The sequence below is a fragment of the Pedobacter sp. genome (assembly GCF_039594775.1).
In the GTDB taxonomy this organism is placed as follows: Bacteria; Bacteroidota; Bacteroidia; order Sphingobacteriales; family Sphingobacteriaceae; genus Pedobacter.
In genome coordinates, this window is the sequence record NZ_JBCNMT010000001.1 from 1,193,540 (window position 1) to 1,212,593 (window position 19,054).

Sequence of the window (19,054 nt, forward strand, 5' to 3'; positions counted from 1 at the left end):
CTAAAAATGTTGCACGGCTCTTTAGCTCTGCATAAAAATATAAAATAGTTTGGGTTTGATGCAGTAATGCCTGTGATATAAACGGGATTGCAGCGCCTGCCTGCGGTAGGCAGGGAAATACTTTTTGTGGTGGGGCGAGGAGAGAAACCTCATAGGTTTTTAAAACCTATGAGGTTTGGACAGTACTGATGACAAAAAGATTGAGGCGTAAAGCCCGACTTTCGGGGGGGGCTTTGCGAAGGCTCTGCTTTTCTAAAAAAATATCGCCGTTTTTGCCTAACTTTGCACTTTAATTTTAAAATGACTGAATTTTGGATGACTGAATGGTAGCGAGTGCTTAATTCAATCATTTTTTTCCATTCACTCATTCAATCATTTTTGAAGATATGAGCAAAGTAAAAGTAGGTATGGTGCAGATGAGCTGTACCGCGGATAAGCAAGAAAATTTAGATAAAGCTATCGTAAAAGTAAGGGAAGCTGCTGCAAAAGGTGCCCAAATTGTGTGTTTACAGGAGCTTTTTACCTCGCTATATTTTTGCGATGTAGAAGATTACGATAACTTCGATTTAGCGGAGGCCATTCCTGGCCCTTCTACCGATGCTTTACAAGTAGTGGCTAAGGAATTGGGCGTAGTGATTATTGCCTCGTTGTTTGAAAAAAGAGCTGAAGGTTTATACCACAATACTACTGCGGTTTTAGATGCTGATGGTAGTTATTTGGGCAAATATCGTAAAATGCACATCCCAGATGATCCTGCTTATTACGAGAAATTTTACTTTACGCCTGGCGATTTAGGCTACAAGGTTTTTCAAACCAAGTTTGCTAAAATTGGTGTCTTAATTTGTTGGGATCAATGGTATCCAGAAGCATCGCGTATAACGGCTTTGATGGGGGCTGAAATTATGTTCTATCCAACCGCTATTGGCTGGGATACTACTCAAGACGAAGAAACCAATAAAGATCAATACAATGCTTGGCAAACTATCCAACGTTCGCATTCAGTAGCTAACGGCTTGCCAGTAATCTCTGTAAACCGTGTGGGTTTTGAGCAAGAAGGGCGCATGAAGTTTTGGGGCGGTAGTTTTGCGACTAACGCACAAGGTAAATTGTTGTATTTAGCTTCGCATGATGAAGAGGAAACAGAAGTAGTTGATATTGACCTTACACAAAGCGACTATATCCGCAAGCACTGGCCTTTCCTAAGAGACAGAAGAATTGATTCTTACCAACCGATTACGAAGAGGTATCTGGACGGAGAGTAGTTATAAGTCGGAAAAGATTATAGTTAGAAAGTTGGGAAGATTATAGCCGGGAAGTCCGAAAGAGTTTTTCAAGACAAAGTTGTATCTTCATTTTATCTAAAATACAGCCTATGTCATTTAAATTTGAAAAACTAAAAGTCTGGCAAAAAGCTTTGGACCTAGCTGACGAGATTGACCAACTGACTAAAACATTTCCTAGAGAAGAAATTTATATCCTAAACTCGCAAATAAAAAGAGCTGCAGACTCCATTTCGCTAAATATTGCAGAAGGAAGCACAGGACAAAGTAATGCTGAATTTATCAGATTTCTGCGTTACGCATTAAGGTCTGATATTGAAGTTGTTGGTTGTTTGCATCTCGCTAAAAGAAGAAAATATATATTAGAAGACCGTTTTGAAGAACTTTATTCAGCTTGTGAAGAAGTTCTTGTAATGATTAATGGTCTTATAAAATCATTAAGCTAATGTCTGATAAAGCACACCATAAATCTAATACAGCTAGTCTTTCAAAATCTCATACTTCTAGACTTTCTGACTTCCCGACTTTCCAACTTTCTGAAACACCGAAGGCAAAAGGCTATACCTTCCCAGCCGAATGGGCTAAGCATGAAGCTACGTGGTTAAGTTGGCCTCATAAGGAAGCTTCGTGGCCTGGGAAAATAGACACCATTTATGAGCCTTATTGCTTATTCATTAAGGCGGTTGCCAAGGGTGAAAAGGTGCGGATTAACGTAAAAGATGAGGAAATGAAAGCTTTTGCCATTTCGCAATTGGAAAAGGTAAGGGCCGATTTAAGCCAGATAGAATTTTATTTTAACGAAACCAACGATGCTTGGTGTCGTGACCATGGGCCTGCTTTTGTGTTAAAAGGAAATGAGAAAGCAGTGGTAGATTGGGGCTATAATGCTTGGGGAGATAAATATCCTCCCTATGACTTGGATGATGTAGTGCCGACCAAAATTGCTGAGCATTTCAATTTGCCGTTATTTACACCTGATATTGTGATGGAAGGTGGTTCGGTAGAATTTAACGGCGCTGGGACTATTTTAACAAGCGAAGCCTGCTTGCTGAATGAGAATAGAAACCCTCATTTAACCAAAGAACAGATAGAAACCTATTTGATGGAGTTTTATGGTGCGTCGCAAATTTTGTGGGTGGGTGATGGTATTGTAGGCGATGATACAGATGGCCATATTGATGATATTACTCGTTTTGTGAATGAAGATACGGTGCTTACGGTAGTGGAAAGTAATCCTTTGGATGAAAATTATCTGCTATTGAAAGAAAACTTAGAGCGCTTAAAGGAAATGACTTTGTTGGATGGCAGAAAGTTAAATATCATTGAATTGCCAATGCCTTCGCCAGTAATTTATGAAGATACTAGGTTGCCAGCTTCATACGCCAATTTTTACATTGCAAATGCTGCGGTAATTGTGCCAACCTTTAGGGATGTAAATGATAAAATTGCTTTAGAAATTATACAAAAGGCATTTCCAGACCGTGAGGTAATTGGTATTGATTCAACAGATATTATTTGGGGCTTGGGTAGCTTCCATTGCTTAAGCCAACAGGAGCCGGCAGTTTAGTTTGTGTTTGAATAGACCACTTGTTTTGTCATCCTGAGCTTGTCGAAGGATAATACCGGAGTAAGGTATTCGACAGTCTCAGATTGACAAAAGGGACTACGCTTGTTACGTGTTAGAATGCTCAGATGGTAGCTATTATGTAGGCGTAACCAATGATTTGGAAGTTAGACTAGAGCAACATAACAGTGGTTATGACCCAAAAGCGTATACTTTCACTAGACGGCCATTAATCCTTAAATTCTATCAAAGGTTTACGTTAATAGAGGACGCAATAGCATTTGAAAAACAGCTTAAAGGATGGAGTAGAAAGAAGAAAGAGGCATTGTTTGAAGAAAATTGGGAGGAGATAAAAAGATTATCCAACCTTAAAAAGAAATAATAACTTTGTGCAAATAGTCTTCGACAAGCTCAGACTGACACAAACGACAAATAAAACATTCAACTCAACCATACACATTTCATAAATGAAATTACTAGAAGGAAAAACGGCACTGGTAACAGGTGCATCAAAAGGAATAGGTAGAAAAATTGCCGAAGAATTTGCCAAGCAAGGTGCTAATGTTGCTTTTACCTACTTGTCATCCGTAGAAAAAGGACAAGCTTTGGAGCAAGAATTACAGAGCTTTGGCACCAAGGTAAAAGGATACCGTTCTGATGCTTCTAAATTTGATGAAGCAGAACAATTGATCAATGATATTGTAGCTGATTTTGGAACTATTGACGTGGTGGTAAACAATGCTGGTATTACTAAAGACGGCTTGTTGATGCGTATGAGCGAAGAAAACTGGGATGATGTAATGAACGTTAACCTGAAATCGGTATTTAATGTAACTAAAGCTGCTTCTAAAGTGATGATGAAAAACCGCAAAGGTGTTTTCATTAACATGAGCTCGGTAGTAGGAGTACAGGGTAATGCCGGACAAGCTAACTACGCTGCTTCTAAAGCGGGAATTATTGGCTTTACCAAATCGGTAGCTAAAGAATTAGGTTCACGTAATATCCGTGCTAACGTAGTGGCTCCAGGTTTTATCAAAACTGAAATGACTGAAGTGTTAGACCCTGCAGTAGTAGCTGGTTGGGAAAAAGATATTCCAATGAAACGTGCTGGCGAAACCATTGACATTGCTAATGTTTGCGTGTTCTTGGCATCAGATATGAGTGCTTATGTGACCGGACAAACACTTTCTGTTTGTGGCGGAATGCTATAAGATTAAGGAATAAATAGAATAAAGCCTTCCAGTTGGAGGGCTTTTATTTTACCACATAATTTCCGTTTACTTGGCTCACCTTAGGCAAGGTCTTGTGTTGCTCAAAATACAAATAGCCTGCTTGAAGCGTCTTCCATAGGGCTAAGTTTTGAGGGTATTTTGGCCCGTATTTTTCTAGGTTTGCCTTCGTCATTCTGAAAGGAAATATGTTAACGGGAATTTGAGTCTGCCCTTGGTCTTTGGCTTCCATCGCCAACAAATACACTTCCTTGATTTTATCATCCGTTAAAGGAATACAACCTACAGTAACACAATCTCCGTGGATATAAATATCTCCTCCTGTTTTTCTATCTTTCCCTGTTCTGGCTTTGTCAACCTCATTTGGATAATCAACGCCTAGCGATAAATGAAAATTACTCATTGGGTTAAATACATTGATATAGTAATAACCTTCTGGTGTTTGTAGGTCACCTTCCATTAGCTTTGGTCCCAACATTCCCGAATGGGCACAAAAAGCGTAGGTTTTAAATAAACTAAAGGTAGATTTGTTTCTCCCTTTTAACCACAGTTCTACTTTCCCTTCGCCTTTATAAGCGGCAATGTACAATTGGTAGCTTTTATCAAAACCAGCCTGTTTTAAATCCTTTTCTAAAGATGCCCATTTTAAGTCGTAAGCAGCTTTAACCCGCTCAAATTTTAGTTGTTGTTGCTTAAAGCCATTTTGTGCGGAAGTAGAAAAACTCATGAGGATAACTAAGGTAAAAGCAATTAGTAGTTTCATTTGCGTCTGTTGATTTGTATGCAATTTACAATTTTAGTTGTTTAGTTTTTTGGATGGTTTGTTGTTTGGAACCTCAGTTGAATTCTTCTTCTTTAATTGCTGCTCCTTACTCCTTGTTCTTTAATCCTCGCTGTTTCCCCTTATATGTCCGTCCGTCATTTCGAGCTTAAGCGAGAAATCTAGCTGTTAGCTTCCGAAGCGCAATAAACCTGCTGCTATCCTCCGCCAGTCCAGCTTTACGCTCCAATCTTTTTGACAGTTTGCCTGTCATTCCGAGGAACAGCCTGCCCCGATATATCGGGGAGGAATCTACTTCTGATGTGCGAAAACGTACAGATTCTTCACTAACGTTCAGAATGACAGTAAGAGAACAAAAAGTATTTCCCTGCCTACCGCAGGCAGGCGCTGCAATCTGGGCTATTGAAACAAAAACATTGCACAGCAGTTTCAAACCTTTGCTCTTTGTTCCTTACTCTTTATTCTTCAATCGTTGCTCTTTTAACTTTTAACTTTTTCCTTTCAACTTAATGTAGCATCTTTACAGTTAAGCATATGGCAAATTTCCTGTCTTTTTCAACCTTTCTTATTTTTCTTGGCTGCGTTGGCCTGGGTATGCTATATGCATGGATTTTATATGGCACTAATAAAAATCTAGGTAAAAGAACTCGCAATACCTTAGCCTTGGTGAGGGCTTTGGCGGTAGCCGTTCTTGCCTTTTTGTTATTTGCACCTTTGGTACGTAGGGTTAGCCATACGCCCGAAAAACCGGTCATTGTTATTGCAAATGATAATTCCATATCGGTTAAAGCCATACAACCTGCTGGTTTTAATGCCAAAAAATATGAAGAGGATCTAAAGGCTTTGGCTACCAAGCTTGGAGAAAGATATGAAGTAAAAACCTATACTTTTGGCGATAGCGTAAAATCTGGATTTGAATTTACAGGCACACATCAGGTAACTAATGGTACGGCATTGGTTAATCGTTTAAATGATGAACTTTTGAACCGAAATGTAGGCGCCATCATTATTGCGAGCGATGGTATTTTCAATAGAGGGGGCAATCCGTTATACGAGCTCAATAAAATCAAAGCTCCAGTGTATACCATTGCCCTTGGCGATACCATTCCTAAAAGAGATGTGCTGGTGGCAAATGTCAACTATAACAATATCGTTTACCTAGATAATGAATTTACTTTGGATGTACAGGTTCAGGCTTTCGAAAGCAAGGGGGAAAACACCAAGCTATCTGTGCTGGAAAATGGTAAGCAAGTAGCCGAACAGACTATTGACATCAACAGCGCCAGTTTTGTAAAGGATGCACAAATCAAGTTAAAAGCCAATAAGGTTGGTATTCATCGCTATACCATTCATCTAGGTGAGGTTAAAAACGAAATTACTACGAAGAATAATAGCCAAACTATTTTTGTGGAAGTGATGGATGGCAGACAAAAAATTCTGTTGGCTTCAGCCTCAGCTCATCCAGATTTGGCGACTTTAAAGCAAGCTATCGAACTCAATCAGCATTATGAAGTAACACTTGCCTTGGCAGAGGAACTGGAAAAGGTAGATTTGTCTAAGTACAGTTTGGCCATCCTTTATCAATTGCCGGCATTAAACTATTCGGCAAGTTCGTTAATAGGTAAGTTGCGTGAGCAAAAAATAGCCACATGGTATATTGTAGGTGCACAAAGTAACCTTTCAGCTTTTAGTCAAATCCAGCAGCAGGTGAGTTTTGCCAGGGCTACAGGAAGCTTGCAGGAGGTGTTTCCTTATTATCAAGAGAATTTTACCAGCTACAACATCAATACTGAAGCGTTAAAGCAGCTTGAAACCTATGACCCATTGCAAATTCCTTTTTCAAATATGATGATTAAGGGGAATTACACCGCGGTATTGAACCAACGCATAGGCAAGGTAAATACTCAAAGTCCAATGTTGTTTTTTACTGATGACAATGGAAAGAAACTAGGTTTTTTAATTGGTGAAGGACTTTGGAAATGGAAATTAGAGGAAGCCAAAAATGAAAATAGCTATCCCTTGGTAGCCGAGCTGATTTCTAAAACCGTACAATATTTATCGGTAAAGGATGATAAAAGAAAGTTCAAGGTTTACACCAGCAAAAGTACTTTCGAAGAGAATGAGAGCGTAGTGCTTAATGCTACCTTGTATAACGATGCTTTCGAACCCGTAAACAATTCCGAAGTAAAAGTACAATTGAAAAATACAGAAGGGAAAGTTTACAACTACACTTTCTCAAAAATGGGTAGCGGTTATCAATTAGATGCAGGAAATTTACCTCAAGGCAATTATTCTTATATCGCTTCCACTAGTTTGGGCGATAAAAAGTACACGGCAAACGGTGCATTTTTTGTAAATGCTATGATCAGCGAGTATCAACAAACTACGGCTAACCATCAGTTGTTAAACACCATGGCCCAACAAACACAGGGCAAAATGTACATGCCTGCCAATTTATTGGATATTGCGAATGAACTAGAGAAAAGCGGAAAGGTAAAAACCATTACCTATGAAGATAGAAGATACGAGGAGATGATTAACCTCAAGTGGATTTTTGGCCTTATCTTACTTTTATTAAGTGCAGAATGGTTTTTTAGAAAACGTAACGGCGAAGCATAGTCATGAATATCGACACCACCGACATTATTGAGGTATTGGGTACCGTCGCTTTTGCCATATCGGGTACTTTTGCTGCGGTACAAAAGCGTTTGGACCCTTTTGGAGTACTCATTATTGCTTTTGTAACTTCTATTGGTGGTGGTACCGTAAGAGATTTGTTATTGGGTGATACTCCTGTAGCTTGGATGCGAGACGTGAATTACTGTTTGCTCATCTTGGTCACCTCTATTCTGACTTTGTTTTTCAAACACCATATCAAAAAATTTAAGGTTACCCTGTTTTTGTTCGACTCCCTAGGTTTGGGCTTGTTTACTTTGGTAGGCGTGCAAAAAGGAATTGTTTTTGGACTGGAGCCAGGAATGTGTATTGCCTTGGGGACCATTACGGGTTGTTTTGGTGGGATCATTCGAGACACGTTATTGAATACCATTCCTCTTATTTTTAGAAAGGAAATATATGCCACCGCCTGCATAGCTGGAGGAGGCTTGTATTTTGGTCTGCTTTATTTTGGTTTAGCTGCCGATATTGCTAAAATTGCAGTGATTGTGTTTATTGTTACGCTTAGAATTTTAGTGGTAAAATATAAGCTGGCCTTGCCTAGGTTTGGTTATTGATGGAGTAATGTTAGACTTACTCTAGTGGATTTGAACAAAAGTCCGAAGGATTTCAATCTTTATAACTCAAAGATGTCCAGGTGAATACGACTCCTACAGAGTCGTATCATGGCGTCAGTTTTTTATAAATATCTGACCTCTTCGAGGTCTTGTATAGTCCAAAGATCTCTCTGCCGAAGTATCAGTACAGGCTGCAGTCGAGATGATGGAGTAGCACTTTAGACAGAAAATTTATGGATAAAGATATTCTTTAAGTTGTCCATTTTTGGAAGCATCGTACAATTGCCATAACTCTTTAGACCAGTTTTTTTTATCACTTTGTTCGTATAAATAAGGCAATACCAACTGCATAGCCCCCAAAGCTTGTTGCCGTTGTTCTTTTTCGGTGGGGTGTGCTAGAGAAAATTTCGTTAACGCTGCCATATACATTAACAGGAAATCCGAGTTGGTGTTGAAGAAACTAGTTTCTTTTTCTTCCAAATAAAAAGCATAATCAGGTGTTCCATTCATCCAATCTACCAAGAATCTGCCTGCTTCATTCCTAGATTTGTTTTTCTTTTGCAAGGGTGTTTGGAAAAGATAATCTACTACCTTGCCTATTGTCGACTCCGCATGTTTATAGCTTGCCCTTTTGTTTAGCTTTATATTCTTAAGATTGGGAAGTTCTTGCCCGAAGCTAGAGGTGGCTTGAAAACAAGAGAAAAGGAAAATAAACAAAAAGGTTTTCCTCATGAGGTTGGAAGTAATTTTGAACTAAAATAATAAAAAGAGATTACTTTTTTGTTTCTTCCCTAACAATTACAAAAACATCTTCATTTGCTTTTTTCATGAAGTACTTTTCGCGAGCAAATTTCTCTGCACTGTTTAAGTTGCTGTCCAATTCTTTCAGGTCTTTTTTTACCAAAGCAGTTTCTTTGGCATAGAAATCCTTTTCCTGTTGAAGCTTTTTAACCTGAACGCTATATTCATATTGGGCAATGATGTCATTTTTATCAAAAAACAGCATCCATACTGCAAACGCAGCAATGGCAATAAAGTATTTGTTCCGGAAAAGATCTAATAATCGTTTCATATGCTGCAAAGATAGCTTAAAATAAAAACATCCGAAGTTTTTAAATCTTCGGATGTTTTGCAAATGGATTTTTCAACTTGTTAACACTTTATTGAAGTGCTAAGTCAATTCTTATTTCTTCGCGAATTTGAAGTTCTTACCAATAAATTTTGCGGCATCGCCAAGTTCTTCCTCAATACGCAATAATTGATTGTATTTTGCAATCCTATCAGAACGTGAAGCAGAACCAGTTTTGATTTGTCCACAGTTTAAAGCTACTGCTAGATCCGCAATGGTCGTATCTTCAGTTTCGCCTGAACGGTGACTCATTACCGAAGTATAGCCATTGGTTTGCGCCAAGCTCACCGCGTTAATGGTTTCTGTTAATGAACCAATTTGGTTTACTTTAACCAAAATTGAGTTAGCGGTATGAGTATCGATACCTTGTTGCAAACGTTTTACGTTGGTTACGAACAAGTCATCGCCTACTAATTGTACCGTTGCGCCAACTTTCTCGGTTAATTCTTTCCAACCATCCCAGTCATTTTCATCCATGCCATCTTCAATAGAAATGATTGGATATTTTTGGGTCAATTCAGCCAAATAAGAAGCTTGCTCAGAACTGCTGCGAACAGCACCTTTGTCGCCTTCAAATTTAGTGTAATCGTATTTTCCGTCTTTGTAGAATTCAGAAGAAGCACAGTCAAGTGCTAGACAAATATCAGAACCTGGTTTGTAGCCAGCTTTTTCAATTGCTTTTAATACGGTTTCGATCGCGTCTTCAGTTCCTTCAAAAGTAGGAGCAAAGCCACCTTCGTCACCAACAGCAGTTGATAAGCCCCTGTCGTGTAAAATAGCTTTCAAGTTATGGAAAACCTCGGTACCCCAACGTAAAGCTTCAGAGAAAGAAGGAGCGCCAACAGGCATGATCATAAACTCTTGGAAAGCAATAGGTGCATCCGAGTGTGAACCACCATTGATGATGTTCATCATTGGAATTGGCAAAGTATTGGCATTAACACCACCGATGTAGCGGTATAAAGGCTGGCGACTCTCTTTTGCAGCAGCTTTAGCTACGGCCAAAGAAACGCCTAATATGGCATTAGCTCCCAGATTTCCCTTGTTTTCGGTGCCATCTAGGTCTATCATTAATTTATCGATTAAATTTTGCTCAAAAACATCTACTCCCTGCAAAGCTTGGGCAATTTTGGTATTTACGTTCTCTACTGCTTTTAAAACACCTTTGCCTAAGTAGGTTTTCTTATCTCCATCACGTAATTCAACCGCCTCGTACTGGCCAGTACTTGCGCCTGAAGGAACTGCTGCACGGCCCATAAAACCGTTTTCCGTCATTACTTCTACTTCAATAGTTGGATTTCCTCTAGAATCGAGGATCTGTCTTGCATGGACATCGATTATTAAACTCATTTTATACTTGTTTTGAATTAAAAATACCCTTAGTGTAAAAAGTACAATTAGCTAGGGGTTTTTCAAAGTTATAACATTTTTTAAACTTACCTAATCAATTGGCTATATTTTTTATGGAAGTAAAGGGTGTAAAAAAGGCAGTTACCCTAAAATAACTGCCTAATGCGTAGGTAGATGAAAATTACTGGATATCGTCCTTCTAGGATACTTAGAAGTGATGTGTTGGTTCCACAATTATTAATTTTATATTCGTACGTAGGTAGTTTGCTAATGGTTGAAAAGCCATTCACGAAACAAAAATCGATTTATTAAAAAGAATACTCGGATATTAATCGTTTATAAACGTTTATATTCGAATAAACCCAGTTATTGCGCATTAGGACCGAAATTTATTCGTATTTTTATTATGTAAAAAGCCGATAAGCCTATGATTCGATTTTGCTTAGATTGCCATAACGAAATTAAGGGCCGTGCAGACAAGAAGTTTTGTGATGACCAGTGTAGGAATAATTACAACAACAGACGCAAAAGTGTGGACGGCGAATTTGTAAGGAAATTAAACCAGATTTTAAATAAAAATAGAAAACTTTTACGCGAGGAATCCGCTAGTGGACAAGCTAATGTAAAGCGAGAGAACTTGGCAAAAAAGGGATTTGATTTTGATTATCATACGCACTATCATCTTACCGATGCGGGCAAAGTATACATTTTCTGTTATGAATATGGATATACCTTAGCTGGAGACGATGAAGTGGTTCTAATGAAAAAGGAATAATTCTTTATGATTTGAGGGGTTTTCTAACTTTGTTAAAAATTACCTCAAATATGTTTGATTTTATTACACGGCCCTGGCCTTGGTACATTGCAGGACCCTTGATCGGGCTTACTGTTCCAGCTTTATTGTTGCTAGGAAATAAATCGTTTGGCATCAGCTCATCGTTAAGACATATTTGTGCCGCCTGTATTCCAGCTAATATCTCATTTTTTAAATACGATTGGAAAAAGGAGGCTTGGAATTTATTCTTTGTGGCCGGTATTTTAATTGGTGGCTTCATTGCGGCTCATTTTCTGGCCAATCCTAATCCGGTACAGGTAAATCCAAAATTGGCAAATGAATTAAAATCTTATGGGGTTGATGATTATAGCCAATTGGTTCCGGTACAGTTGATGAACTGGACTTCTTTGTTTACGCTAAAAGGATTTTTGTTGATGGTGTTTGGTGGCTTTTTGGTGGGCTTTGGAACCAGATATGCTGGTGGTTGCACCAGTGGGCATGCTATTATGGGACTGTCTAACTTACAATGGCCTTCTTTGGTGGCTACTATTTGTTTCATGGTTGGCGGTTTTGTGATGGCTAACCTATTATTGCCAGTTATCTTATCGTTATAGCCATGAAGAATAAAAGGACAAAAGGTTTGGGGAACCTAAAGTATTTGATATTGGGTGTATTGTTTGGGATTGTATTTGTTAAGGCCGAAATTGTGAGCTGGTTTAGGATACAGGAAATGTTCAGGCTGCAGTCTTTTCATATGTACGGTGTGATTGGAAGTGCTGTGTTGGTGGGTATGCTTTCTGTTTTTCTGATCAAGAAATTTAAGATAAAGAGTTTGAGCGGCGAGCCAATTAGCTTGCAGCCAAAGCAATTTAACAAAGGACAGGTCTACGGTGGCCTATTGTTTGGCTTTGGATGGGCACTTACCGGAGCTTGTCCCGGACCATTATTTGCGCAAATTGGAACAGGTGCTACTGTAGTTGTTGTGACTTTATTGAGCGCTATTGCAGGGACTTGGTTTTATGGTTTAATCAAAGAGAAACTACCTCATTAATGAAGCAGATACTTATTATTACGGGAGGAAGCAAGGGAATCGGTAGGGGGATTATTGAAGCTTATTTGGCCAAAGGAGTACATGTTTTTTCGATAGCACGAAGTATAGACCATGAGCTTAGTGTTAAAGGTGTTACGCAAGTTTCTTTTGACCTTACCCAAACAGACAAAGTGGAACAGGAGTTGGGGTCTATTTTTGACTTGTTGAATGCCGATGAAATTTCTAAAATTACCTTTATCAATAATGCAGGTACCTTAGGGCAAATTGGACCGCTTGAAAAACTGGAAGCGAAAGTGATTGAACAGGTGTTTAAACTGAATACAGTGGTTCCCTATATCTGCAGTGCTGCCTTTATGAGATATACCCGTCATTTTTCAACAGAGAAATCTATTTTAAACATTAGCTCGGGAGCTGCACTGAAACCTTATTATGGTTGGTCAACTTATTGTGGGAGTAAAGCGGCCCTAAATATGTTAACGCAGAACTTGGCGTTAGAACAACAGGATGTAGCTAATGGCGTAAAAGTATTGGCCATTGCTCCAGGAGTGGTAGATACTGATATGCAAGCCCAGATCCGTAAAAGTGACAAGGATGATTTTAAAGATGTAGAACGGTTTGTGGCATTGAAGACCGATGGAGGACTGAACAATATTATTTCGGTAGGGGAGCGTATTTATGAGATGGACCATGATAAAACAATCGCCAGTGGCTCTATTTTAAGGGTAGAGGGTGTTTAGTAAAACCCAGTTGAAAACATTTTTGAAATTTTGATGTTCTTTTAATCAGCTAAAACTGACATAAAAGATGAGAGTTATTATTGTATTGTTGGCGCTTGCTTGCCTAGCGGCATGCAGCCAGCCTACCAAAATTACTGGAGATAAGGCAAAAATAGATTCGTTGGCAAATATTCCTGTTGCCGAACAAACCTGTTATGCTTACATCAAAGGAAGGGACACTGCAGAACTTACCTTGATTACTACGGGGATAGTGTCTACCGGAGAATTGCGTTACAAATGGTTTGAGAAAGATAAAAACATGGGAACTATTGAGGGTGAAATGCACGGAGATACTCTGATCGCTGCTTACACCTTCGATTCGGAAGGACAAAAATCAGTGAGGCAGGTGGTTTTCTTAAAGAAGGACAACCAGCTGTTAGAGGGCTTTGGTGAGGTAGAAGAGAAGGATGGAAAAGCTAGCTTTAAAGACCTTAAAAAACTGGGTTTTAGTAATGCTATGGTTTTTGAGAAAGTTCCTTGTAAATAATCTAAAACTTCTCGAATTTTTCCCAAAAGCCATCTTTAGGTAGCTTGGCAAATATTTTTACCGGTTCTTTTTTTACGGGATGAATAAACTCCAATTGACGAGCATGTAGGCATATGCTGCCTTTTTTGCTGCCGCGTGGATAGCCGTATTTATTGTCGCCAACTATGGGGCAGCCCATATTGGACAATTGGACCCTTATCTGATGTGAGCGTCCGGTGAGTGGGTTTACCCGCAATAAGTAGTAACCATCTATCTCGGCCAATAATTGGTAATCTAGTTCACAATATTGACTTCCTTGTACTTGGTGGTCATAAGCTGTAACTACATTTTTTTTAGGGTTTTTGATTAGCCAATCAACTAGTTTGCCCTGTGGTTTGGCAGGCTTTTTCCTTACCACTGCAAAATAGGTTTTTTTGATTTCGCGGTTTTTGAAAATGGCATTCATCCTATCCAGTGCTTTACTGGTTTTGGCAAATAGGATCAGGCCGCTTACGGGCCTGTCTAAACGGTGAACTACTCCCAAAAACGCACCTCCCGGTTTATCGTATTTGGCAGCAATGTATTTTTTTACCTGCTCATCCAAAGGTTCGTCCCCAGTTTCGTCAACTTGTACAATATCGCCCGCTCTTTTATTCACAGCAATTAAGTGATTGTCTTCGTAAAGGATGTCTGCGTCGGTAATGGCCATTGATAGTGGTTAGTTTTAGTTTTTAGTAGTGTGTTTGTGGTCTACGATTGTAGTGGAAACCCTTTTTGTTGCCCTTCTACAGGCTCAGGATGACAATAACAAAAAGGTTGGAATGAAAAGCCTGCCTGCGGTAGGCAGGCGGGACCGATTTAACCGATAAGCAAAAAAATGCTTTCCAAAAGTCTTTACTCCTTGCCCTTTGTTCCTTATCCTTATTTCAACTAATATTGCTCTTTTTCGTTAGGGAAATCATTCGCTTTTACATCGTTGATGTAAGATTGTGCCGCTTCCTTGATGCCTTCGTAAAGGTTAAGGTACTGGCGCAAAAAGCGGGGTCTGAAGCCTTTGGTTAAGCCAATCATATCGTTTACTACTAATACCTGGCCGTCGCAGTGGGGGCCGGCACCAATGCCAATGGTTGGTATCTGCAGGCTCTCGGTTGCTTCTTTGGCTAACTTGGCGGGGATTTTTTCGAGCACAATGCTGAAACATCCGGCTTGTTCTAGTGCCAACACGTCTGACTTGAGTTTATTGGCTTCGGCTTCATCCTTGGCCCTAACAGTATAGGTGCCAAATTTATAAATAGATTGCGGAGTAAGGCCCAAGTGGCCCATTACTGGAATGCCCGCTGTGATAATACGCTGAATGGATTCGACAACTTCTACACCACCTTCGAGCTTCACACCGTGTGCGCCAGATTCTTTCATGATGCGGATGGCCGAGTTCAGGGCTTCTTTAGAGTTACCCTGATAGGAACCGAAAGGTAGGTCGACCACCACAAAAGCTCTGCTAGCACCACGCACTACTGATTGGGCGTGATAGATCATTTGGTCAAGGGTAATGGGCAGGGTAGTTTCGTGTCCGGCCATTACATTAGAGGCCGAGTCGCCCACTAATAAAACATCTAGGCCTGCGTCATCTAAAATGGTGGCCATAGAATAGTCGTAAGCGGTAAGCATGGCAATTTTTTCTTTGCGCTGCTTCATCTCTTGTAAAATATGCGTGGTTACACGCTTTATTTCTTTGTTTACCGACATGATTTTTGTTTTAGTGCACACAAAATTAGGGTTTATTTTTTAAAAAAGTGGTTAGTAGCCTGTGGCTAGGAGTTAGGTGCTAGGTATCAGTTATATAGTACTTATTATCTGTTGAATGGCTAGTCAATTAACCCATTTCAACAATTAGCCAATTAACCATCTTTAGGCTTCATAATTTTTTTGAAAAAAATCTTGAAAAGAACCGCCTAAAAAACATACCTTTGTACTCCGAAATGAGAGAGTTCAAACAGAAGGTTTTATCATCTAGGAAAAGCGGCTTGTCCGTTAAAAACTCTCTTTCTTTATTGTCTTTTTTTATCCCCAATTTTTATTGTAATTTAAATGACTAACTACACTAAGTTACCAGCGATTTTGTTATTGGCCGATGGCACCGTTTTTTATGGCAAGGCTGCTGGAAAAATAGGAACTACTACTGGTGAGATCTGCTTTAACACAGGTATGACGGGCTATCAGGAAGTTTTTACGGATCCTTCTTATTTTGGGCAGATTATGGTAACTACCAATGCGCATATTGGTAATTATGGTATGCACCGCGATGAGGTAGAATCTGACGGAATTAAGATTGCGGGTTTGGTCTGCAAAAATTACAACATCAACTATTCGAGAAAGCAAGCTACGGAATCAATCCAAGATAATTTCGAGAGTGAAAACATTGTGGGTATTTCTGATATCGATACGCGTGCTTTGGTACGTCACATCCGTAACAAGGGAGCAATGAATGCCATCATTTCTTCGGAAATTACCGACTTGCAGGAGTTGAGAAGGAAATTGGAAGAGGTGCCGCCAATGGATGGTTTGGAGCTTTCGTCGGTAGTTTCTACCAAAGAGCCTTACTACTATGGCAACCCTGAAGCACCAGTTAAAGTGGCTGCTTTGGATCTTGGGATTAAAAAGAACATTCTTCGCAATTTTGATGATAGAGAAATCTATGTAAAGGTATTCCCTGCAAAAACTACTTTCGAAGAAATGAATACTTGGGGTGCTGATGGTTATTTTATCTCAAACGGCCCTGGCGATCCTAGTGCAATGCCTTATGCTATTGAAACAGTGAAAGCTATTTTGGCTGCCGATAAGCCAATGTTCGGGATTTGTTTAGGTCACCAATTGTTGGCAGAAGCTAATGGTATTGGTACCATGAAAATGTTTAACGGTCACCGTGGTTTAAACCACCCGGTTAAAAATATCATTAAAAACCACTGCGAGGTAACTTCTCAAAACCACGGGTTTGGTGTAATTCCAGAGGAGGTTAAAAAATCGGACAAAGTGGAGATTACCCATATTAACTTGAACGACGACTCAATCGAGGGTATCCGTGTGAAAGGCAAAAAGGCTTTCTCTGTACAGTACCACCCAGAAAGTTCACCTGGTCCACACGATTCTCGTTATCTTTTTGACGACTTTTTAAGCATGATCAAAGGTGATTTAGTTTGGTAATATGAGGTTAAAGGTAGAAAGTTGGAAGGTGTAAAGCCTTTTAATAAATAATACTTAAGGATGTTTGTTAGGCAAGCATCCTTTTTAGTTTGAAGGGGTTTTAAGTACTAAACAACCAACCATCCAAAAAACCAACTAACCAATTACCGAGTTAAATCATCATTTCATCCTCATAATCATTCCAATTAGCGGAAAAACATTCAGGGTTTAGCGCAAGCTTCTTACTTTTATACTGATGACAGATAGAAAAGCAATTATTAGCGTAAGCAATTTAGTAAAGCATTACGACGACTTTAAGGCGGTGCAGGGGCTTTCGTTTGAAGTTTATGAAAACGAGATATTTGGCTTACTAGGTCCTAATGGTGCCGGTAAAACCACCACCTTGGAAATTATAGAGACTTTGCGCAGCAAGACCAGCGGCGAGGTTATGGTTGATGGTTTGAACATTGGCACGAACGCAAGTGCCATTAAACAAATTATTGGCGTTCAATTGCAGGCCGCAGGTTATTATCCCAATTTGAACTTGGTAGAGCTGCTGGAACTTTTTGCAGGCTTGTATGGAACCAATATTAGCCCAATGGAAATGTTGGCCAAAGTGAACTTGCAGGATAAAGCTAAAGCGAAATATAAAGAGCTTTCTGGCGGACAGAAACAACGTTTCTCTATTGCTACTACGCTGATTAATTCTCCAAAAATCATCTTTTTGGATGAACCTACCACAGGACTAGATCCACAAGCTCGTAGAAATTTATGGGATTTGATCACTGAAATTAGAAACAGTGGTACTACGGTAGTGTTAACTACACACTATATGGACGAGGCCGAACAGTTATGCGATAGGGTAGCTTTTGTGGAAGCAGGAAAAATTATTGCCCTCGATACGCCCGACAAACTGATCGATAATTTGATTGCCAGTGGTTTTGAACGGAAGAAGGAAGTGAAAAAGGCAAACTTGGAAGATGTTTTTATTAGCCTTACGGGCAAGGAATGGAGAGAATAACCCCTAAATCCCCTAGTGGGGACTTTTAAAATACAAACTTATAATCATGAAGAATAATATGGAAGATACAAAATCAAACTCCCCTTTAGGGGCTAGGGGGTACAATCATACAAAAGCTACCTTGGCCCTGGCCAAAGCAAGTTTCAGATCTATTACCCGTAGCCCTTCGGCGGTGATTTTTACACTCGCTTTTCCTTTGATATTTATTATTGTGTTTGGTTTTATTGGCGGTGGCGGCATAAAGCTGGATGTAGCGGTGGCCCCAGGCTCGGATCTGAATAACCCCGTAATCATTGCCCTCGAAAAAACAAGCGTGATCCGTCTAACCAAAAACGATACGCAGGAAAATATTGATAAAAGCTTGGAGAAGGGATCTTATGATGCCCTGATCAGCGTAGAAAAGAACCCTAATGGTTTGCCGGCCTATTTTACCAATGTGAAATATACTTCGGCTTCTTTAACCAATGGTAATGTACTACGGTCGGTGCTTAATGACATTGCCCACCAGCTAAATACAGTAAATCAAAAACCAGCGGTTACTGAAATTAGGGCCACTACGATTACTGGGCGATTGCATCGCACCATTGATTTTATTTTGCCCGGACAGTTAGGCTTTTCGTTATTGAGCACGGGGGTGTTTGGTACGGCATTTATCTTTTTTGCCTTGAGGCAGAACCTGGTAATCAAACGCTTTTTCGCAACACCTGTTAGACGCTCGAGTATTGTTTTGGGCGAAGCAATTGCCCGTATTGGCTTTGCGCTATTAGGGGCTTTATTCATCATTCTTATCGGACATTTCTGTTTTCAATTCACTTTGATCAATGGAGCGCTCACGGTGCTCAATATGTTGGTGCTGGCCACCATTGGAGTGATAGTTTTTATGGGTTTCGGTTTTGTGGTATCAGGCTTGGCCAAAAGCGAAAGCACTATTCCGCCCATTTCCAATATTATTACCTTACCGCAGTTTTTATTGTCGGGCACTTTCTTTTCCATCAATGCTTTTCCTTCATGGTTACAGCCGATCAGCAGGGCCTTGCCTCTAACTTATTTAAATGATGCCATGCGTAAGGTAGCTTTTGAAGGGGCTAACCTTTGGGATGTGAGGCAACAGATCTTAATCATGTTGCTTTGGGGCATAGGTATTTATGCAGTGGCAGTAAAAACTTTTAAGTGGGAGTAATTTTTATCAAACAACCCACCGGATATTTGGTTAAATTAG

21 protein-coding genes are annotated in these 19,054 nt (G+C 39.7%); 15 read left to right on the forward strand and 6 right to left on the reverse strand.

Features of this window, described 5'->3' with window-relative positions; translation table 11 throughout:
• Positions 1-386: 386 nt before the first annotated feature.
• From ABDV71_RS05030 to fabG, 5 genes are all read left to right on the forward strand, one after another.
• Positions 387-1,262: a carbon-nitrogen hydrolase gene (locus ABDV71_RS05030; protein WP_343531331.1), complete on the forward strand. Its 876-nt coding sequence runs from the start codon at positions 387-389 to the stop codon at positions 1,260-1,262.
• 110 nt (positions 1,263-1,372) lie between these two features.
• Positions 1,373-1,726 carry a four helix bundle protein gene (locus ABDV71_RS05035; protein WP_343531332.1) on the forward strand — a complete coding sequence of 118 codons (354 nt, stop codon included), beginning with the start codon at positions 1,373-1,375 and terminating at the stop codon, positions 1,724-1,726.
• Positions 1,726-2,847 carry an agmatine deiminase family protein gene (locus tag ABDV71_RS05040; RefSeq protein ID WP_343531333.1) on the forward strand — a complete coding sequence of 374 codons (1,122 nt, stop codon included), beginning with the start codon at positions 1,726-1,728 and terminating at the stop codon, positions 2,845-2,847. The genes ABDV71_RS05035 and ABDV71_RS05040 overlap by 1 nt, the downstream gene beginning before the upstream one ends.
• Positions 2,848-2,956: 109 nt before the next feature.
• The gene (locus ABDV71_RS05045) at positions 2,957-3,226 is read left to right on the forward strand and encodes a GIY-YIG nuclease family protein (RefSeq protein WP_343531334.1); all 270 of its coding nucleotides are present in this window, start codon (positions 2,957-2,959) and stop codon (positions 3,224-3,226) included.
• Positions 3,227-3,311: 85 nt separating this feature from the next.
• Complete coding sequence (gene fabG, locus ABDV71_RS05050; protein WP_343531335.1) at positions 3,312-4,055, forward strand: 3-oxoacyl-[acyl-carrier-protein] reductase; 744 nt, start codon at positions 3,312-3,314, stop codon at positions 4,053-4,055.
• A 43-nt stretch (positions 4,056-4,098) separates the two neighbouring features.
• Here fabG and ABDV71_RS05055 read toward each other — a convergent pair whose 3' ends face one another.
• Complete coding sequence (locus ABDV71_RS05055; protein ID WP_343531336.1) at positions 4,099-4,836, reverse strand: L,D-transpeptidase family protein; 738 nt, start codon at positions 4,834-4,836, stop codon at positions 4,099-4,101.
• Positions 4,837-5,388: 552 nt separating this feature from the next.
• On the opposite strand from ABDV71_RS05055, the gene ABDV71_RS05060 reads away from it, so the two are divergent.
• Both ABDV71_RS05060 and ABDV71_RS05065 read left to right on the forward strand, forming a co-directional pair.
• Complete coding sequence (locus tag ABDV71_RS05060) at positions 5,389-7,473, forward strand: hypothetical protein (RefSeq protein ID WP_343531337.1); 2,085 nt, start codon at positions 5,389-5,391, stop codon at positions 7,471-7,473.
• A gap of 2 nt (positions 7,474-7,475) precedes the next feature.
• Positions 7,476-8,087 carry a trimeric intracellular cation channel family protein gene (locus ABDV71_RS05065; RefSeq protein ID WP_343531338.1) on the forward strand — a complete coding sequence of 204 codons (612 nt, stop codon included), beginning with the start codon at positions 7,476-7,478 and terminating at the stop codon, positions 8,085-8,087.
• 231 nt (positions 8,088-8,318) lie between these two features.
• Here the strand turns inward: ABDV71_RS05065 and ABDV71_RS05070 are convergent, their stop codons facing one another.
• The 3 genes from ABDV71_RS05070 to eno form a co-directional block, all read right to left on the reverse strand.
• Positions 8,319-8,819 carry a hypothetical protein gene (locus ABDV71_RS05070; protein WP_343531339.1) on the reverse strand — a complete coding sequence of 167 codons (501 nt, stop codon included), beginning with the start codon at positions 8,817-8,819 and terminating at the stop codon, positions 8,319-8,321.
• Positions 8,820-8,859: 40 nt separating this feature from the next.
• Complete coding sequence (locus ABDV71_RS05075) at positions 8,860-9,159, reverse strand: septum formation initiator family protein (protein WP_343531340.1); 300 nt, start codon at positions 9,157-9,159, stop codon at positions 8,860-8,862.
• Positions 9,160-9,270: 111 nt separating this feature from the next.
• Positions 9,271-10,566: a phosphopyruvate hydratase gene (eno, locus tag ABDV71_RS05080; RefSeq protein WP_343531341.1), complete on the reverse strand. Its 1,296-nt coding sequence runs from the start codon at positions 10,564-10,566 to the stop codon at positions 9,271-9,273.
• 427 nt (positions 10,567-10,993) lie between these two features.
• On the opposite strand from eno, the gene ABDV71_RS05085 reads away from it, so the two are divergent.
• The 5 genes from ABDV71_RS05085 (at position 10,994) to ABDV71_RS05105 (ending at position 13,655) form a co-directional block, all read left to right on the forward strand.
• Entirely contained in the window at positions 10,994-11,341 is a 348-nt protein-coding gene (locus ABDV71_RS05085; RefSeq protein ID WP_343531342.1) for a hypothetical protein, read from the forward strand.
• Positions 11,342-11,391: 50 nt separating this feature from the next.
• Positions 11,392-11,955 (forward strand): YeeE/YedE thiosulfate transporter family protein, encoded by a 564-nt coding sequence (locus ABDV71_RS05090; protein WP_343531343.1) that lies wholly within the window; start codon positions 11,392-11,394, stop codon positions 11,953-11,955.
• A 2-nt stretch (positions 11,956-11,957) separates the two neighbouring features.
• Complete coding sequence (locus tag ABDV71_RS05095; protein WP_343531344.1) at positions 11,958-12,392, forward strand: DUF6691 family protein; 435 nt, start codon at positions 11,958-11,960, stop codon at positions 12,390-12,392.
• Positions 12,392-13,129, forward strand: coding sequence for an SDR family NAD(P)-dependent oxidoreductase (locus ABDV71_RS05100; RefSeq protein WP_343531345.1), 738 nt, complete (start codon positions 12,392-12,394; stop codon positions 13,127-13,129). The genes ABDV71_RS05095 and ABDV71_RS05100 overlap by 1 nt, the downstream gene beginning before the upstream one ends.
• 67 nt (positions 13,130-13,196) lie before the next feature.
• Positions 13,197-13,655, forward strand: coding sequence for a hypothetical protein (locus tag ABDV71_RS05105; protein ID WP_343531346.1), 459 nt, complete (start codon positions 13,197-13,199; stop codon positions 13,653-13,655).
• A 1-nt stretch (position 13,656) separates the two neighbouring features.
• Here the strand turns inward: ABDV71_RS05105 and ABDV71_RS05110 are convergent, their stop codons facing one another.
• Positions 13,657-14,343, reverse strand: a complete 687-nt coding sequence (locus ABDV71_RS05110; RefSeq protein WP_343531347.1) for an RluA family pseudouridine synthase — start codon at positions 14,341-14,343, stop codon at positions 13,657-13,659.
• 221 nt (positions 14,344-14,564) lie between these two features.
• Positions 14,565-15,380, reverse strand: a complete 816-nt coding sequence (gene panB / locus ABDV71_RS05115) for a 3-methyl-2-oxobutanoate hydroxymethyltransferase (protein ID WP_343531348.1) — start codon at positions 15,378-15,380, stop codon at positions 14,565-14,567.
• Between the two features lie 342 nt (positions 15,381-15,722).
• Between panB and carA the strand changes: the two genes are divergently transcribed.
• The 3 genes from carA to ABDV71_RS05130 all read left to right on the forward strand — a co-directional run bounded on the left by carA (position 15,723) and on the right by ABDV71_RS05130 (position 19,015).
• Complete coding sequence (gene carA / locus ABDV71_RS05120; RefSeq protein WP_343531349.1) at positions 15,723-16,835, forward strand: glutamine-hydrolyzing carbamoyl-phosphate synthase small subunit; 1,113 nt, start codon at positions 15,723-15,725, stop codon at positions 16,833-16,835.
• A 235-nt stretch (positions 16,836-17,070) separates the two neighbouring features.
• Positions 17,071-17,835, forward strand: a complete 765-nt coding sequence (locus ABDV71_RS05125) for an ABC transporter ATP-binding protein (protein ID WP_343531350.1) — start codon at positions 17,071-17,073, stop codon at positions 17,833-17,835.
• Positions 17,836-17,881: 46 nt separating this feature from the next.
• On the forward strand, positions 17,882-19,015 hold the full coding sequence (locus ABDV71_RS05130; protein ID WP_343531351.1) for an ABC transporter permease: 1,134 nt from the start codon (positions 17,882-17,884) through the stop codon (positions 19,013-19,015).
• Positions 19,016-19,054: the final 39 nt, after the last annotated feature.

What these genes read in the sequence shown, in the direction of transcription:
- ABDV71_RS05030 (WP_343531331.1), top strand. Translation starts at nt 387, where the DNA reads ATGAGCAAAGTAAAAGTAGGTATGGTGCAGATGAGCTGTACCGCGGAT.
- ABDV71_RS05035 (WP_343531332.1), top strand. Translation starts at nt 1,373, where the DNA reads ATGTCATTTAAATTTGAAAAACTAAAAGTCTGGCAAAAAGCTTTGGAC.
- ABDV71_RS05040 (WP_343531333.1), top strand. Translation starts at nt 1,726, where the DNA reads ATGTCTGATAAAGCACACCATAAATCTAATACAGCTAGTCTTTCAAAA.
- fabG (WP_343531335.1), top strand. Translation starts at nt 3,312, where the DNA reads ATGAAATTACTAGAAGGAAAAACGGCACTGGTAACAGGTGCATCAAAA.
- ABDV71_RS05055 (WP_343531336.1), bottom strand. Translation starts at nt 4,836, where the DNA reads ATGAAACTACTAATTGCTTTTACCTTAGTTATCCTCATGAGTTTTTCT.
- ABDV71_RS05060 (WP_343531337.1), top strand. Translation starts at nt 5,389, where the DNA reads ATGGCAAATTTCCTGTCTTTTTCAACCTTTCTTATTTTTCTTGGCTGC.
- ABDV71_RS05065 (WP_343531338.1), top strand. Translation starts at nt 7,476, where the DNA reads ATGAATATCGACACCACCGACATTATTGAGGTATTGGGTACCGTCGCT.
- ABDV71_RS05070 (WP_343531339.1), bottom strand. Translation starts at nt 8,819, where the DNA reads ATGAGGAAAACCTTTTTGTTTATTTTCCTTTTCTCTTGTTTTCAAGCC.
- ABDV71_RS05075 (WP_343531340.1), bottom strand. Translation starts at nt 9,159, where the DNA reads ATGAAACGATTATTAGATCTTTTCCGGAACAAATACTTTATTGCCATT.
- eno (WP_343531341.1), bottom strand. Translation starts at nt 10,566, where the DNA reads ATGAGTTTAATAATCGATGTCCATGCAAGACAGATCCTCGATTCTAGA.
- ABDV71_RS05085 (WP_343531342.1), top strand. Translation starts at nt 10,994, where the DNA reads ATGATTCGATTTTGCTTAGATTGCCATAACGAAATTAAGGGCCGTGCA.
- ABDV71_RS05090 (WP_343531343.1), top strand. Translation starts at nt 11,392, where the DNA reads ATGTTTGATTTTATTACACGGCCCTGGCCTTGGTACATTGCAGGACCC.
- ABDV71_RS05095 (WP_343531344.1), top strand. Translation starts at nt 11,958, where the DNA reads ATGAAGAATAAAAGGACAAAAGGTTTGGGGAACCTAAAGTATTTGATA.
- ABDV71_RS05100 (WP_343531345.1), top strand. Translation starts at nt 12,392, where the DNA reads ATGAAGCAGATACTTATTATTACGGGAGGAAGCAAGGGAATCGGTAGG.
- ABDV71_RS05105 (WP_343531346.1), top strand. Translation starts at nt 13,197, where the DNA reads ATGAGAGTTATTATTGTATTGTTGGCGCTTGCTTGCCTAGCGGCATGC.
- ABDV71_RS05110 (WP_343531347.1), bottom strand. Translation starts at nt 14,343, where the DNA reads ATGGCCATTACCGACGCAGACATCCTTTACGAAGACAATCACTTAATT.
- panB (WP_343531348.1), bottom strand. Translation starts at nt 15,380, where the DNA reads ATGTCGGTAAACAAAGAAATAAAGCGTGTAACCACGCATATTTTACAA.
- carA (WP_343531349.1), top strand. Translation starts at nt 15,723, where the DNA reads ATGACTAACTACACTAAGTTACCAGCGATTTTGTTATTGGCCGATGGC.
- ABDV71_RS05125 (WP_343531350.1), top strand. Translation starts at nt 17,071, where the DNA reads ATGACAGATAGAAAAGCAATTATTAGCGTAAGCAATTTAGTAAAGCAT.
- ABDV71_RS05130 (WP_343531351.1), top strand. Translation starts at nt 17,882, where the DNA reads ATGAAGAATAATATGGAAGATACAAAATCAAACTCCCCTTTAGGGGCT.